The sequence below is a fragment of the Thermococcus sp. 21S7 genome, from assembly GCF_012027615.1.
GTDB lineage: Archaea > Methanobacteriota_B > Thermococci > Thermococcales > Thermococcaceae > Thermococcus.
The window spans coordinates 296,134-309,384 of the sequence record NZ_SNUT01000002.1 but is presented as its reverse complement, the minus strand read 5'-3'; the positions used below and the strand labels follow the sequence as shown (position 1 = coordinate 309,384).

14 protein-coding genes are annotated in these 13,251 nt (G+C 56.4%); 4 read left to right on the top strand and 10 right to left on the bottom strand.

Annotated elements, in window-relative coordinates; translation table 11 throughout:
• The first annotated feature begins 27 nt into the window (after window positions 1-27).
• Window positions 28-492, top strand: coding sequence for a 6,7-dimethyl-8-ribityllumazine synthase (gene ribH, locus E3E51_RS04980; RefSeq protein ID WP_167911989.1), 465 nt, complete (start codon window positions 28-30; stop codon window positions 490-492).
• Here ribH and E3E51_RS04975 read toward each other — a convergent pair.
• The 4 genes from E3E51_RS04975 to thiC are packed head-to-tail and all read right to left on the bottom strand — an operon-like array spanning window position 482 to window position 3,943.
• Complete coding sequence (locus tag E3E51_RS04975) at window positions 482-1,072, bottom strand: IMP cyclohydrolase (RefSeq protein ID WP_167911988.1); 591 nt, start codon at window positions 1,070-1,072, stop codon at window positions 482-484. The two genes, ribH and E3E51_RS04975, sit on opposite strands and share 11 nt — an antisense overlap.
• Window positions 1,069-2,001: a formate--phosphoribosylaminoimidazolecarboxamide ligase gene (locus tag E3E51_RS04970; protein WP_167911987.1), complete on the bottom strand. Its 933-nt coding sequence runs from the start codon at window positions 1,999-2,001 to the stop codon at window positions 1,069-1,071. The genes E3E51_RS04975 and E3E51_RS04970 overlap by 4 nt, the downstream gene beginning before the upstream one ends.
• Entirely contained in the window at window positions 1,998-2,657 is a 660-nt protein-coding gene (locus E3E51_RS04965; RefSeq protein ID WP_167911986.1) for a phosphoribosylaminoimidazolesuccinocarboxamide synthase, read from the bottom strand. Before E3E51_RS04965 ends, E3E51_RS04970 begins: the two co-directional genes overlap by 4 nt.
• Window positions 2,654-3,943: a phosphomethylpyrimidine synthase ThiC gene (thiC, locus tag E3E51_RS04960; RefSeq protein WP_167912158.1), complete on the bottom strand. Its 1,290-nt coding sequence runs from the start codon at window positions 3,941-3,943 to the stop codon at window positions 2,654-2,656. The genes E3E51_RS04965 and thiC overlap by 4 nt, the downstream gene beginning before the upstream one ends.
• A gap of 94 nt (window positions 3,944-4,037) precedes the next feature.
• On the opposite strand from thiC, the gene E3E51_RS04955 reads away from it, so the two are divergent.
• Window positions 4,038-4,790, top strand: coding sequence for a sulfide-dependent adenosine diphosphate thiazole synthase (locus E3E51_RS04955; protein WP_167911985.1), 753 nt, complete (start codon window positions 4,038-4,040; stop codon window positions 4,788-4,790).
• A gap of 4 nt (window positions 4,791-4,794) precedes the next feature.
• The gene (thiD, locus tag E3E51_RS04950) at window positions 4,795-6,090 is read left to right on the top strand and encodes a bifunctional hydroxymethylpyrimidine kinase/phosphomethylpyrimidine kinase (protein ID WP_167911984.1); all 1,296 of its coding nucleotides are present in this window, start codon (window positions 4,795-4,797) and stop codon (window positions 6,088-6,090) included.
• Here thiD and E3E51_RS04945 read toward each other — a convergent pair.
• Complete coding sequence (locus tag E3E51_RS04945) at window positions 6,059-7,192, bottom strand: hypothetical protein (protein WP_167911983.1); 1,134 nt, start codon at window positions 7,190-7,192, stop codon at window positions 6,059-6,061. The two genes, thiD and E3E51_RS04945, sit on opposite strands and share 32 nt — an antisense overlap.
• Window positions 7,161-7,784 (bottom strand): hypothetical protein, encoded by a 624-nt coding sequence (locus tag E3E51_RS04940; protein ID WP_167911982.1) that lies wholly within the window; start codon window positions 7,782-7,784, stop codon window positions 7,161-7,163. Before E3E51_RS04940 ends, E3E51_RS04945 begins: the two co-directional genes overlap by 32 nt.
• A gap of 61 nt (window positions 7,785-7,845) precedes the next feature.
• On the opposite strand from E3E51_RS04940, the gene E3E51_RS04935 reads away from it, so the two are divergent.
• Window positions 7,846-9,768 (top strand): GNAT family N-acetyltransferase, encoded by a 1,923-nt coding sequence (locus E3E51_RS04935; RefSeq protein ID WP_167911981.1) that lies wholly within the window; start codon window positions 7,846-7,848, stop codon window positions 9,766-9,768.
• On the opposite strand, the gene E3E51_RS04930 is transcribed toward E3E51_RS04935, so the two are convergent.
• The 4 genes from E3E51_RS04930 to E3E51_RS04915 are packed head-to-tail and all read right to left on the bottom strand — an operon-like array spanning window position 9,734 to window position 13,106.
• Window positions 9,734-10,480: a heparan-alpha-glucosaminide N-acetyltransferase gene (locus E3E51_RS04930; RefSeq protein ID WP_167911980.1), complete on the bottom strand. Its 747-nt coding sequence runs from the start codon at window positions 10,478-10,480 to the stop codon at window positions 9,734-9,736. The two genes, E3E51_RS04935 and E3E51_RS04930, sit on opposite strands and share 35 nt — an antisense overlap.
• Window positions 10,481-10,517: 37 nt before the next feature.
• Window positions 10,518-11,120 (bottom strand): CPBP family archaeomyxosortase MrtA, encoded by a 603-nt coding sequence (gene mrtA, locus E3E51_RS04925; protein WP_167911979.1) that lies wholly within the window; start codon window positions 11,118-11,120, stop codon window positions 10,518-10,520.
• 6 nt (window positions 11,121-11,126) lie between these two features.
• Window positions 11,127-12,035 (bottom strand): hypothetical protein, encoded by a 909-nt coding sequence (locus tag E3E51_RS04920; RefSeq protein ID WP_167912157.1) that lies wholly within the window; start codon window positions 12,033-12,035, stop codon window positions 11,127-11,129.
• A 42-nt stretch (window positions 12,036-12,077) separates the two neighbouring features.
• A complete protein-coding gene (locus E3E51_RS04915) occupies window positions 12,078-13,106 on the bottom strand; it encodes a peptidylprolyl isomerase (protein WP_167911978.1) in 1,029 nt (342 codons plus the stop codon).
• Between the last annotated feature and the right edge of the window lie 145 nt (window positions 13,107-13,251).

Sequence of the window (13,251 nt, the reverse complement as noted above, 5' to 3'; positions counted from 1 at the left end):
ATAAAAAGGTATTACGGGGGTGAAGGCATGGAGGTTCGCGTCGTTGAGGGCGACTTCACGGGTAAGGACGTGAGGATGGGAGTAGTCGTGGCGAGGTTCAACGACCTCCTCACGGACGAGCTCCTGAGCGGTGCTTTGGACTGCTTCGAGAGGCACGGCGTTGAGAAGGTTGACGTGGTTAAAGTACCTGGCTCCTTCGAGATTCCGTTCGTGGCGAAGAAGATGGCGGAGAGCGGGAAGTACGACGCTGTTTTGGCCCTCGGCGCTGTGGTTAGAGGAGAAACCAAGCACTTCGATCTCGTTGCAAACGAAGTTGCCAAGGGGGTTGCAAACGCTTCGCTCCAGACGGGCGTCCCTGTTATTTTTGGCGTGATAACAGTTGAGGATGAGCTTCAGGGCCTCAACAGGGCGGGAATAAAGAGCAACAAGGGCTTCGAGTACGCGATGGCAGCTCTTGAGATGGCCGACCTGATGAAAAAGCTCAAGGGCTGATGGCCAGCCCCCAACCGCTCTCTTTTTCCACCACTCCTATGGCCAGCACCGGATGGGCGAACTCCAGCCCTAAGACTTTCTCAGCCAGTTCTTCGGCATTTGAAAAGCTCAGCTCCAGCTCTTCAATGCCATCCACGCTGTACGTCGCGGTAAAGAAGGCCTTTCCTTCTTCCAGCTTAATGGCTTTAACCCAGAGCTCTTCTCTGCCAACGAAGCCGAGCCAGCCTTTGCTGTTTCCGCGTTCAATTATCCCCGCTATCCTCGGGGTTGAGTAGGAATCGCGCTCGTAATCGAGTGCATCCAGGACATGGATTAACGCTTTTCTCGGGCTTTCCTCTTCGAGAGCCTGGGCTATAAAGACCGTCTGCAGTCCGTTGCTCACGACCGCGTAGTTTTCGAGCAGCTTCACAACGGGATAGCTCACGTAGGGGTTGTTGGTCTCGGTCTGGTTGGCTATGTAAATTTCGTTTCCCAGAATAACCGCCCGCCTGTTGGGGAACGAGCGGGAGTTCAGGCGGTAGAAGGCGAAGAGCCTGCCGCCGTTTAGGCCCACGCCGAGCATTCTCCCGACGTACCTCAAGTTACCACCTCCTTAAGGCGGTCCTTCTCAAGGGCGAGCCTAATCTCGCGCGCTATCCTCTCGCCCACGAGCATCGGCCTTTCCCAGTAGAGGGCCGGGTACCAGTGTCTGGCATTGCTGCCGCCGTCTATGCGCGAGGCGAAGCCTATGCAGCGGAATTCACCATCGTAGGCGAAGTGGAGGGCGAAGGGACCTATGATGCCGGGAGGTTCAAGCTCCGCCATGGCCTCGACGAATGCCAGGCCGTAACCGTACAGCTCCGGCAGGAGCGACTCCCTCAGCGCCACGGCCTTGTTTCCCGCTATAGTGTAGGGGAGGGTCCTGAAGGGCCGCCTCTTGTTTGCGTCCGCGATGACCAGGCGCTCATCAACGCCAAAGAGCTCCAATCGGTTTAAAATCGGCGAATAGAAGAAGTGGACGTAGAGGTAAACGCCGTCTGTGAAGCGTTCAATCCTGTAGGGTTCGCCCAGGCCTTTGATCTTCTCCCCCAGTTCATGACCGTAGGCCAAGAAGTGCCCGCTTCCACCCCTCGGTCCCTCAAGGCGAACAAAGTAAAGCTCGTCTGGCTTAGCCTCTTCGGGCTCGATGACTTCAACCGCCGGAATGCCTGCCTTTTTAAGGGCCATATCCTGGAGCTCAAAGCTGGTTTCCCACTTGAGGAAACGTCTGTTGCCGAAGAACTTAGCCTTTGCTTTCTCGATGGCCTCTATGCCAAGGTAGGCCACGAAGGAGCCGTGGGGTACGACGATGCCGTCATCACCGAGTACTTCCCTCATGTTTTCCGTTACGACGATTTCATCGACGAGCGGGATGGAGGAGTAGAAAGCCTTTCTACCCGGTTTAACGTAGAGCCTCGTTCCGAAGCCCTCTTTCTTTGCCCCCATGAGTATCTGAAGGGAGGAGTGGGAAGCTATGGTGGAGATTATCATTCTACCACCTCCAGGAGCTCTTCCTGGCTCAAAAGCCTCCCATCCTTCATAACGCGCATCGTGTCGCCGCTAAGCTCGTCTATCACCAGAAGCTCCCCATTCAGCCTGCCAAACTCCAGCTTGAAGTCTATTAGCTCAAGCCCCTTTGCGGAGAAGAACCCCGCCAGGATTTCGGCGACCCTTTTCGTTACCTCCTTCATTTCCTCCAGCTCCCCTTCGCTCGCTATACCGAGCCGGGATATTGCTTCTTCGGTTATGAGGGGGTCGCCGAGCGAGTCGTCCTTGAGGGTGAACTCGACTATTCCCAGCTCTTGGAGAGACTCCACCCATCCGCTGTATCTCCTGAGGAAGCTTCCGTAAGCCTTGAGGCGGTATATAGTCTCCAGCGGAATCCTCCCTGCCTTCAGAAAGCGCGCCCTTCTCTCGTCAATCCGCTCGATGAAGTGGGTCCTTATCCCGTTCCTTTCCAGCAGGCTGAAGAAGAACTCCGTCTGCTTGAGAACCGCACTCCCCTTGCCCAATCTCTCGCCTATCACCTCGTTGCCGCCCGTGTCTTCCCTTCCGTCTTCGCCCAGCAGGGAGTCCTTGAAGTAAAAGACTAGATACGGGCCATCCTCGTAAACGTCCTTCGTCTTACCGCGGTAGATGAGCCTCACTCGGCCTCACCTGTTCTCAGCATGTCGTTGATGAGCTTTATCGCGCATAAATCGCCGCACATGGAGCATGCCTCGGTCTTCGTCGGCCTATCCTTCCTTATCTCGACGAACATCTCCTTGTCCTCGCTGAGCTCGAACTGCTTCGCCCAGTTCAGCCTTCCCCTTGCCAGGCTCATGAGGTAGTCCTTCTTAAAATCAGCCTCAAAGCGGGTCAGGTTTACGGCGTGGGCGGCTATCCTGGCGGCTATAACCCCTTCTCTAACGTGCTCCACCGTCGGCAGTCCAAGGTGCTCCGCCGGCGTCACGTAGCAGAGGAAGTCGGCACCGTTTAGGGCGGCTATGGCTCCGCCTATGGCAGAGGTGATGTGGTCGTAGCCTGGGAAGACGTCGGTAACTATCGGACCCAACACATAGAAAGGAGCGTTATCCGTGGCGATCTTGGCCAGCTTCACCTGGGCCCCTATCTGGTCTATCGGAACGTGGCCGGGTCCTTCAACCATGGTCTGAACTCCTGCCTCTCTGGCTCTCCTAACGAGCCTTCCGAGGGTGTAAAGCTCGGCTATCTGCAGTTCGTCGCCGGCATCGGGCAGTCCGCCGGGCCTCAACCCGTCGCCAAGGCTTAGGACGACGTCGTACTCCCGCGCGAGCTCAAGGAGGTAGTCGTAGTTCTTGTAGAAGGGGTTCTCCTCGCCCCAGTGGAGTATCCACGCTGCCAGGAACGTTCCACCGCGGGAGACCATGCCGACAATCCTCTTGGTTCTCTTCATCTTCTCGACGACCTCTTTCGTAACTCCAACGTGTATCGTCGCGTAGTCAACGCCGTCCCTGAAGTGCTTCTCCACAGCCTTCCACATGTCGTCCTCGGTCATCTCGATGATCGCCTTTCCTTTGGCCAGCATCTCCTCGGCGGCCTGGTAGATGGGAACGGTGCCAATGGGAACGTCCACCGCCTTCATTATGCGCTTTCTTATTTCATCGAGGTCGCCACCGGTTGAGAGGTCCATTATGGTATCGGCGCCATATTTGACCGCGATCTTGGCCTTCTCTATCTCAGCTTCGACGTCCACTATGTCGCGCGAGGTGCCTATGTTGGCGTTGACCTTGACGCGGACGGCTTCACCAACCGCAACGGGCTTAACCCAGTCGTGCCTCACGTTGCGGAATATGACGGTGTGGCCTTTGGCGACGCTCCTCCTGAGCTTTTCGGGGTTTATGCCCTCTTTCTCGGCTATAAACTTCATATCCTCGGTGATTATTCCGTTCCTTGCATCCTCAAGCTGGGTCATGTCCATCACCCTGTTTTAAAACCCGTTTATAACAAAGTTTTTAAATCTCAAAACTTAGTTTTGAACGCAACTTAAAAGGTTTTGGGTGGTTGTGATGCTGAGGGAGACGGAGATAAGCAGGGCGATAATAGAGGCCTACATGGGCGAACTTCTTGAGGGTCTGAACCTTGACGTGGCGATAGTCGGAGCCGGCCCCTCCGGAATGGTCGCCGGCTACTACCTCGCCAAGAACGGGGCAAAGGTTGCGATATTCGAGAAGAAGCTCTCAATCGGCGGCGGAATCTGGGGCGGTGCGATGGGCTTCAACAGGATAGTCGTTCAGGATGCGGCCAAAGAAATCCTTGACGAGTTCGGGATAAGCTACAGACCCTTTAAAAACGGCCTCTACGTCGCCGATTCTATCGAAACGGCAACGACGATAGCAAGCAAAGCTGTGAAGGCCGGAGTGAAGTTCTTCAACATGGTCGAGGTTGAGGATTTGGTCCTGAAGGACGACCGCGTTGCCGGGGTTGTAATCAACTGGACGCCGGTCCTCATGACGGGCCTCCACGTGGATCCCCTTACCATCGAGGCGAAGTTTGTAATCGATTCGACGGGTCACGGGGCGCAGATAAGTCAGCACCTCGTCAAGCGCGGTCTTCTTGAAGTTCCCGGAGAGGGGCCGATGTGGGCCGAAAAGGGCGAGGAGCTGACTGTTAAGCACACGAAGGAGGTTTTCCCGGGCCTCTACGTCACGGGAATGGCCGCGAACGCAATAGCCGGTGCCCCAAGGATGGGCCCGATATTCGGCGGCATGTTCCTGAGCGGAAGGAAGGCGGCCTTCGAAATTCTCGAAAAGCTGAGGTGATGGAATGGCCGTTTTGATTCTTGCCGGCCTTGATACCGGGGGCGGAGCGGGTCTAAAGGCCGACATTGAGACGGTCTCTGCCCTGGGCGAGCACCCGCTCCCCATTCTCACCGCCATCACATATCAAAACCCTCTGGGAGTCGGGGGCTATCACCCCATTCCGCCGGAGGTCGTGAGAAACCAGATACGGGCAGTTAAGGAGCACTTCAAAATCAGAACCGTTAAGGTGGGAATGCTCGGGAGCGGTGGAGTCGCCAGGGTCGTGAGGGAAGAAACCGACGGCTTGACGAGGATCTTCGACCCCGTGATGTCCTCAAGCACCGGCGCCAAACTCATAGATTCCATCGAATCCATCAAAATCCTCGTGGAGGGTTCGATAGTCACCCCGAACGTTCCGGAGGCGGAAGCACTTAGCGGCCTCGAAATCCGTTCGGTGAACGACATGAGGGAATCTGCGAAGGCAATCGCCGAAGACCTCGGCGCTGCGGCGGTCGTGGTTACGGGCGGCCACCTTACCATTACAGACGTCCTCTACTGGAGGGGAAGGTTCTACGAGTTTCCGGGGATGAAGGTTGAAGGCTTCGCGCACGGGACGGGCTGTGTCTTCTCCTCTGCCTTGGCGACGTTCCTTGCCAAGGGCCTTGAGCTTCCCGACGCGGTTGAGAAAGCGAAGCGCTTCGTCGAAGGTGCCATAACCTTCTCGAAGGCCGAGGCAACGGCAGTGAACCCCCTCTGGGAACTCCAGAGGGACGCCTACCGCTGGGGGGCCAGAGAAGAGCTCAGGAACGCCATTGATGAACTCATGGGGTTTAGAGAAAAGCTCAACCCCCACGTTCCCGAGGTCGGGACGAACTTCGCACTGGTGACGCCCTTAGGGGAGGTCTTCGCAGTCAAAGGCAGAATCGTCCGCTACGGAAAAACGGTAAAGCCCGTCGGTCCGGTGGAACTCAACGCCAGCGACCACCTGAGGAGGGCACTGCTCAAGATTAGACAGTTCTACCCCGAGATTAGAGCGGTGCTCAACCTTCGCTATTCCGAGGAACTCGTGAAGCGCGCCCGGGAACTCGAACTGGTGGTTTCTTTCTACGACAGGCATGAAGAGCCGGAGGAGGTGAAGAGGGCCGAGAGGGGAACGATGGAGTGGGGCATCGAGACCGCCGTAAAGAGGGCCGGAAAAAGGCCCGACGTGATTTATCACCTCGGCGACTGGGGCAAGGAGCCGATGGTTCTGGTCTTTGGGAAGGACGCGGGAGAGGTTGTGGAGAGAGTTAGAGCGCTCGTTTCTTCCGCCCTTCGATGAAGACCCTCGCATGCTCGGGGGCAATCTCCTTTATCCTTTCTTCGAGCTCCGGCCTCTCGGAGTAGAGCCGCATGAGGACCTCCCCTTTCAGCCACGGGCTTTTGATTCTTCCGGCGACTTCCAGGGCGGTTTCGTAATCCTCCGCCCGGATTAGACCCAGTGCAAGGGCGCGGAAGCCGCTGTCGCTCCCGATTTCCCTGGCTATCTTCAGGCCCTCATCGGGCTTTCCCTCGACGGCGTAGAGGTAGCTCAGGTGGGCGAGCATTTCGGAGCGGTAGGGCTCATCAAGGGCGCGGTAGAGTCCCTCAAGGACTTCCAGCTTGCCGTAAATTCTGAACAGGGTCAGCCTGTAGTGGTTGGGGTTCCTGAGCGTGTCGAGGACGCACCTTGCCCCTTCAGCGCCCCCCATGAACAACAGCTCCGAGGCCGTTCTGGCGACTCCTTCAACCTCCCAGGGGGCGTAGGCCGGCGGGAGTGCGTCAACGTCAATCGGGTGGGCATCGAGCAGGAGGCGCAGCAGGGCCCGGTACTTTCCGATTCTCCGCGGAGCATCTGAAAAGCCGTATCTCAGGAGAGTCTCTTTCATTCTCTCGAAGTCCCTGACAACCATCGCGAAAAGTCTCACAGTCGAGTCGAGCCACTCGTCGAGGGGAACTTCAAAGTACAGCTCCTGACTCCTCCCGTACCATTCGAGGGAGAGGACCTTCAGAGTTTCGCCCTCTTTAGCGATGTGGAGGTCAATCCATGGGTCGTAGGAGCCGAGGCTAACGATAACGTGCTCCTCCATGAAGGCGTCAAAATTTTCTCCCGCGAGGGCCCTCCGGTAGGGGTCGTCCATCAGCTTTCCGGTCCTCAGCTCGCCGAGGTCAAGGGGTGGCGTGACTTCGAGAAGGTGAAAGTTCAGCAACGCAAGCTCCTCGAGGGCACTTCCGAGAAATACATCGGCGCCAAAGACGAGGAGTTCATCCTTCCAGAGGCTCAGAATCCCGTAGTCGTCCCACTCGAAACCGAGGTATCCAAGAACGTCTCCAGTTTTGGCCAGCTCCGCGAGGCGTTCAAGGAGCGACCCTTCACTCACCCCAACGTCCCAGCCCGTTCTCATACCCAATCACCTTGAGGAGGAGCCTTATGGGCCCGGTGTTCTCAAGGAAAGCCCTCCCAAGCCCGTGCCTTGAGCAGGCCTCAAAAAGCTCTTCGAGGTCGAAGGCGAGGGAATTCAAGAAGTGCCCCTCAGCCTCGAGAAAACTCCCGATGGGGACAGTCAGAGTTGAGCCGTCGGTTGAGAACACTATTCTGTCTTTGGAGAGCTTTACCACACCGTAGAAGCCGGCAAACGATAGCCTTATCCCCCCGTCTCTGGGCTCTGCTAGGAGGCGCATCCCAGTCAGCTCCGCCAGCTTAGCGGCCCTTCTGGACTCCCCTCTGATGAGGGCTCCAATACTCAGAATGGCCTCGGCGAAGTTCAGGTAATCTTCGTCTCCCCTCGCGATGAAAAGTCCCCCTGCGGAGAGCTCAACCCTTGCCTTTGGCCGGGTGCACTCCCTAAACCGCTCCCATGGTCCCGGGTGGAAGAGTTCGCTCACGAAACTGCCCTTGCGCCTGACCATTTCGTCCACGATGGCCTCCAGTGCGGCCCGCTTTATGCACTCCTCAATGGATGGAAGCTCCATAAACGCCTCGATTCTCACTTCCATACCACCAGCCGTTGGAAGCAATGGTTATTAAACCTAACGCCCATACTCCCTCGGTGATTCCATGCCCATACGGGGAAGGGTTGTCGGTAGCGAAATCCCTCGCTTCAGGCACCGCTGGTTTGGGGTTCTTGAGGTCGAGACAGATGGGGAGAAGTATTCGCTCTACATGACGGGCAACGTTGCCCAGTGGTTTCTCAGCGGGGATGAAGTCGAGGTTGAAATCCTTCAGAAGCCGAGAGAGAAAGAAAATGGCAAGATCCTCGATTTCGACGGATACAAGCTCTGGAAGTTTCACGATGGTGACAGGATTCCAGTGTGGCCCCTCTTCGAGAATGAAGTCGAGGCCAAGCGCTACTCGCCTTTAACCGGCGGGCTTCTCTACGCCTACAAAATCCGGGCGAGGGAAGCAAAGTACGAGAGCGATTTTGAAGCCATAGCGGAGCTTGAGCAGTACCACTACGCGAGCCAGAAGGACAAGGTGGCTTTATGGCGCTGCGAGAACGGGCACATCTTCGAGGCCAATACGAAGGAGAAGTGCCCAATCTGCGGCGCTGAGAGCCACATCCTCGAAATCAAAGGCTCAACCCCGGCGTCGCGCTTTCTAATATTGGAGCTCGTCGAGAGGGAGGAGTACGAGCCGAGGATTCTGAGCTACGTCCGCGTTGACCCGCCGATACCGCTGATGCACCGCAGACTGCCCAACGGTGAGGTTGAGAGAAACATCCGCGAGAAGGTCTTTCCGGAGAACTGGTTCCATCCAGCCTTCTGGCCGGAGCGCATAATGAAGGAACTCTACGAGGAGCTGAAGAGGAAGTACGGAAAGAGAAGAATAGCCCGCTCCTACCTCTGGGAGCGGGCAAAGTGGAGGGCCCTGGCCGAGACGAACACCGCCGGAGCGAGGATTGCGCGCGTCGTCGTTCACCCCGACTACCGCTCCGACGGACTCGGCCAGCTGAGCGTTAAAGCCGCCCTTGAGTGGATAGCCGAGCGCAGGGTTCCGGAGATGAGGAAGAGAAAGCAGGTCGTTGAAACCATAGCGCAGATGGCCCGCTACAACCCGTTCTTCGAGAAGGTTGGCTTCAAGTTCCTCTGGGAGACCGCGAGCGGAAGACCGGTCCTCTTCTATCCGCTGAGTGAAGAGGCCCGGGAATACATCGAGAGGTTCCTGAGAGAAGACCCACACGCACCGGAGGACGGAAGGCTCTGGAAACCCAGCTACGGAAAGGTTGAGCCTTTGAACGGCTCGATACGCTTCGTGAACGTCTCCAAGGTCTTCGAGAGCGAGCTTAACATCAAGGGATTGCCGGACGAAATTCAGGAACTGCTGAAGGCCTTCGGGGTTAGGCACCGCGTTATCCAGAGGCCCGTCCTGAGAAACCTCAGCTTTGATATCCAGCCGGGCGAGCTTGTGGCAGTTGTAGGCGCGAGCGGTTCCGGAAAGACGACCCTGCTGAGACTGATTCTCGGCTCCGCCAACGGATGGTGGGAAGAGCGTTTTAGGCCGACCGAGGGCAGGATCGAGGTCCCCGATAATGCCAAGGTTTCCGTCATGATTCCCGGCGAGTTCGAGCCGACTTTTGGCACGGAGGCCATCTTGGAGCACGTTTACAGGAAGATAGGCGACCTCAATGCCGCGGTGGAGATACTCAACAGGGCCGGCCTGAGCGATGCCGTTCTTTACCGCGCCAAGTACGGTGAGCTGAGCACGGGTCAGAAGGAGAGGGCGAGGATAGCGTCACTTTTGGCTGAGAAGCCGAATCTGCTTCTAATGGATGAATTTGCGGCCCACCTCGATACGCTCACCGCAATGCGCGTTGCCAAGAAGGTCGCCGAGATAATCAGGGAGGCAGGCATAACAGCGCTCATAATCACCCACCGGCCAGAGGTGTTAAAGGCCCTTGACCCTGACAGGGTGCTCTTCGTCGGCTACGGGACGGCGAGGCTTCAAACTAAACCGGAAGGCCTGGGAGGGGGCCGTGAATGAGCCTCAGCAGGCCCACGAGTATTGGCTGATGAATCACGTAAATCAGAAGGGTGTGCCTCCCTGCGAAGGCGGCGAAGTGAACCAGCGGATTCGATGGGAGGAATATCTCCTGTTTTCTCCTTCCGTCCGGGTAGAAAACGCTCCCGGCGGCCATTCCAAGGAGGAAGACCCCGAACCAGGGGAATACCGGGAAGTAATCGGGGGCGAAGTAGTTCTCAGGCATGATTCCCACGGGCAGAAGCCAGGGCCCATCGTGGAAGTTTCTGATGACGAGATACCCGAGAATAAAGAACGCGGCCCAGAGTGCATTGAGGCTCCCAAACCTGTGAAAAAACATTCCAAGGAGGGTGGCGACCGCGAGGAGATGGAGGATTCCAAAATGTACCGTCATCCCCAGTGAGTGCGTGGTGGCCGTAATCAGCAATCCCATGCCAAAGAGCTTGAAAAAGCGCCGGAGGTACTTCAGATGGGGGCCGGGCTTTTTCCCCAGTGTTCTGGAGTAGCTTATCCACATGGAGAGACCCGAGGCGAAGACGAATATCGTGGCCGTGGTGATGGCAAACACCATCCAGAAATCCCGGTGGGAGGAGTACCCTAGAAAGAGCTGAAGGTCTGTAATGAAGTTAGAGACCACCATCATCGTTATTCCAACGCCGCGCAGCAGGTCTATCTCCCAGTAGCGGCGGTCGGTGTATACATCGGAGCCAAACATAGGAGTGTCTCGACCTCCTACTAAATAGAACTTTCGCTCAGAGGAGGACGCAGAGCAGGTCAAAGAGAACCGACCCGAACCAGTGGAGCAGGAAGCTGGGGAGGAAGCTCTCACCCTTGAGGTCGAGCTTGGCGAAGATTATCCCCGCCACAAAAGAGTAAGGAACCTCTATGCCAGGTTTGCCAATGTGCGCGAGCGCGTAGGGAATGTCCTGGGCGAGTATGCCTAGCCATTCGTTCTTCCTGGCGAGCGGAAAGAGGAGGATTCCCCTGTAGAACGCCTCGTGGGAGAACATTATCACCCCAACGGCCAGTTCCTTGAGGAAGAAGTCGCCCCAGCCGGAGTACTCGAATATCGGGTAGTACTCCTTCATCGAGGGCACGGTTACGCCGTAGAGGCTCAGCGGTATGGCCGCCAGAAAGAGCATGAGGGCCCATTTGTATCCCGTCTTCTTTCCAATTCCCATCCCCATATCCTCAGGTCTAAAACCAAGGAACCTCGCGAGGAGCAGGGGCACGGCGAAGTAGCAGAGAAAGTTATAGCCCGCCCATCGGAAAATTCCACCCCCGCTGTAGCGGACGAGGAGGATAAAGGGAAGCAGTGCGACGTAGAGAACCCACGGGTTTCTTCTGAGCCTCATGGGGGCTCACACCATGAAGCTGATCTGAACGTTGTTTGCATAGCGGCGAATCTCAATACCCCGGTTCGTAAAGACAATGCCGATTTCCAGGGGTCTCTTGGGATTCGCCCTTCTTATCACCCTGATTCCAACCTCGTTGCCTATCCTGTCCTTGTTAAGGCGGCTGACGTGGCTGTAGAGCAGGGTTAGGAAGTTCCGGTAGTCCTGCATCTCCTCAAAGAACTCCTTCTGCTCCGGGTTCAGTCCCGGGTACACGTACCTGTGGAAGAACCAGTCGAATGAGCTCCTCGTCTCGGTGGCATAGGCGAACAGGAGCCTGTAAAATTCCAGGTTTTTGTTCCCAAAGGCGGAGTCAATGTGCTCCATTGCCTTTCCAAAGTAGTTAACGGCCTCCCCAACCTTCATGTTTATAAGTCTCACCTCAACATCGCTTCCCTTGATGAGCAGTTCAACGTACCTGTTGGCCCCAAAGTCCATGTATATAGTGTTGTAGAACAGGACGAGCTTTCTTGGCCTGAACCTCATGTATTGGAGCAGCCGCCGTATAATGTCCCCGAGTCTGTTGAGTCCCCTGGGGTCCCCTATCATGAGCGTTTCAATGCCGTTTATGGTGTCCATAACTGCGACATCGTTGTCAAGCCAAAAATTGACCTCACGCCGCCACCCGGGCATGTTGTATCTGTTGAGTATCTTAAGTTCAGTGATAGAAACAGGCACTTCCTTTTGAATCCTCCCAAAGCGCTTCTTAAACACCACTACGGGATGATACCCGTTCGAAGGGTTTATCCTGGATACCGGTATATCCGCAACGGCCCGAAGGGCCAGAAGGGCGTTCCTTATTTGAGGAATATCCTCACGGGTAAACCTGGAACCTAGATCCTCAAGGAGTATCCTCAGCCTCTCCTCACTCACCATAGCCCACACCAAAATTAAGTATCAAAAAGAGGGGTTAAAAACTCACTCCTTCTTTTCGCCGGCTTCCTCGGCGGCCTTGACCTTCTTCTTGCTGGTGGTCTTCTTGGTGGTAGTCCTCCGGGTCTTTCTGCCCTTGGTGCTCTTCCTGGTGGTTTTTCTCTTGGGCTTCTTTTCCTTCTCTGCCTCGTCAGCCTTCTCGGTCTCCTTCGGCTCCTCGGTCTTCTCCTCAGCGGCTTCTTCGGGCTTTTCCTCCGTATCGGCTTCTTCCTTGGCCTCCTCAGCTTTTTCTGCGGTCTCTTTGGGGGTTTCAACGCCCTCCTGCTCTTCCACCGTTTCGGTGGCCTCTTCGACCTCCTCCGGCGGTCTGAGGAGCTCTTCAACGCTCGGTTTGAACTTGACCTCTTCGTAGCCTATGAACTTGAGGTCGCTCTCAAGGAGTATCTCGCCGAGAACGAGGGTGTTCTTGTCGACCTCATTAACGAGTCCCCCAAAGTCAACGGTGACGTCCTTTTCGCCGACCTCGATGATGACCTTTTCGGTGTTAACCCGCGGCATGCGGAGCTCTATGAGGGCCTTCACCTTCTCGATCGGGTCTTCAATCTTCTCGACTATCTCCACCTCGTAGACGAGGTGCTTGCCTGCGTAGGGGTGGTTAAAGTCAACCCTAACACGGCCGCCGCTGACGGTCATGACCTTACCTTTGAGCTTCCTTCCGCCCTCTGTCTCTATCTCAACGGGCATCCCCGGGAACGGGTAGATGCCCTGCCTCCTGAACTGGCCGAGGGTGAAGGTCTTGATGAGCTTGGGGTCGCGCTTTCCGAAGCCTTTCTCGGGCGGAACGGTTATCTCGTACTTCTCACCGACTTCCAGTCCTTCAAGCTGCTCGTCGAGGCCTCCGAGAACGTGGCCCGCCCCAACGGCTATCGGAACCGGGCCGTAGATTCCCTTCTCCGAGTATATTCCGGCCGCCTTGGCGACATCCTCAAAGGTGGTGTCAAATATCTCACCGGTCTCCTCGACCTTTCCGGTGTAGTGAAGCCTTATGACGTCTCCCTTCTGAACCTTCATCATCGTAACCTCCTTTCACTGCTCTAACCCCGATTGACGGGGTCGGTTTTTAAGCTTTTGCCGAGGTACTGGCGCGGCAAAGGGTTCCGAAACAATCGAAAGCATGCCCAAATCTGCCCAGAGCGAAGGCGATAACCTAATAAAAGGG